The 1144-nt window shown below is 55.7% G+C and carries 1 protein-coding gene and 1 pseudogene; one reads left to right on the top strand and one right to left on the bottom strand.

Going from position 1 to position 1144, the window contains the following annotated elements; translation table 11 throughout:
• Window positions 1-387, top strand: a pseudogene (locus B2633_RS06220) (NAD+ synthase); the annotation flags it as partial.
• A gap of 222 nt (window positions 388-609) precedes the next feature.
• Here B2633_RS06220 and B2633_RS06215 read toward each other — a convergent pair.
• A partial coding sequence (locus tag B2633_RS06215) for an ammonium transporter (protein ID WP_483169790.1) occupies window positions 610-1144 on the bottom strand: 535 nt, incomplete at its 5' end.

Here is a 1144-nt window from a genome sequence, read left to right as displayed (position 1 = left end):
GGCTTGAGCGTACTGGCCGACGTGCCCAAAACCATGGTTTATGAGCTCTCCAGGTTCTGCAACCGGGATGCCGAACTGATACCGGCCAGGGTTCTGGTCAAAGCCCCTTCGGCGGAACTCAGGTTCAATCAGACCGACCAGGATACCCTGCCGCCTTATGATATACTGGACCAGATCCTGTATCTCTACATAGAACAGTGTGAGTCCGCTGCCGGGATTATCGCCCGGGGTTTCGATGCGGAGACGGTCCGGCACATCATTACGGTGGTGGATCGCAATGAGTATAAGCGACGCCAGGCGGCGCCGGGGCTAAAAATCACCAGCAAGGCTTTCGGCACCGGGCGGCGCATGCCTATTGTCCAGAGTATCAAGCATCCCCCGAGCTAACGTCAGAACCGGGGGACATGCGGCACAGGTTGTCGATATACCGTCTTTTAACAAGGTAAGGCTGTGCCTCAATCTATATCGTGCGCCTCTTAAAGACCAAACCTGCAGTACGTCGGACACAATCGTCCTCCTGATACTGCAGGTTAAATAAGTTTTAATCTGATTCTTATCTGCCCGCGGGCATCTAGCCGTTATTTGTCCGCTCCCTCCTGAATGATTATATCAACCCGCCACTGCATGGCCTTCCCCGCTCATATCCGCATTACTGTAACCGTCCTCACCGTGCAGGGACAGATCCAGACCGGCTTCTTCTTCCTCCTCGCTGACGCGCAGGCTGGTAAATAAGCTGATGGCTTTAAGTACGGCATAGGTCATCAAAGCGGCAAAAACATAAGTTGCCACCACCCCAATGCTTTGCACCAGAAGCTGCCCCGGATTGCCGGCCAGAAGACCGTCCATGCCTGCCGGATTGATGGCTGTGGAGGCGAAGATTCCGGTTGCCAAAGCCCCCCAGGTTCCGCCGACCCCGTGTATGCCGAAAACATCCAGAGCGTCATCGTAACCGAACTTCTCTTTCATTTTGCTGACCGCCAGGTAGCATAAAGGTCCTACTACCAAACCCATGGCGATAGCCGATAGAGGACTGACAAAACCCGCCGCCGGGGTGATGGCGACCAGGCCGGCTACCGCACCGCTGACCGCGCCAAAAACGGTGGGTTTGCCATGATGCAGCCATTCCGCCGCCACCCAGGATAAG

The sequence above is a fragment of the Syntrophomonas sp. UBA1041 genome (assembly GCF_002316705.1).
Classification (GTDB): Bacteria; Bacillota; Syntrophomonadia; order Syntrophomonadales; family Syntrophomonadaceae; genus DTU019.
The sequence above is the reverse complement of the archived record's forward strand: the minus strand, read 5'-3'. Positions and strand labels throughout refer to the sequence as shown.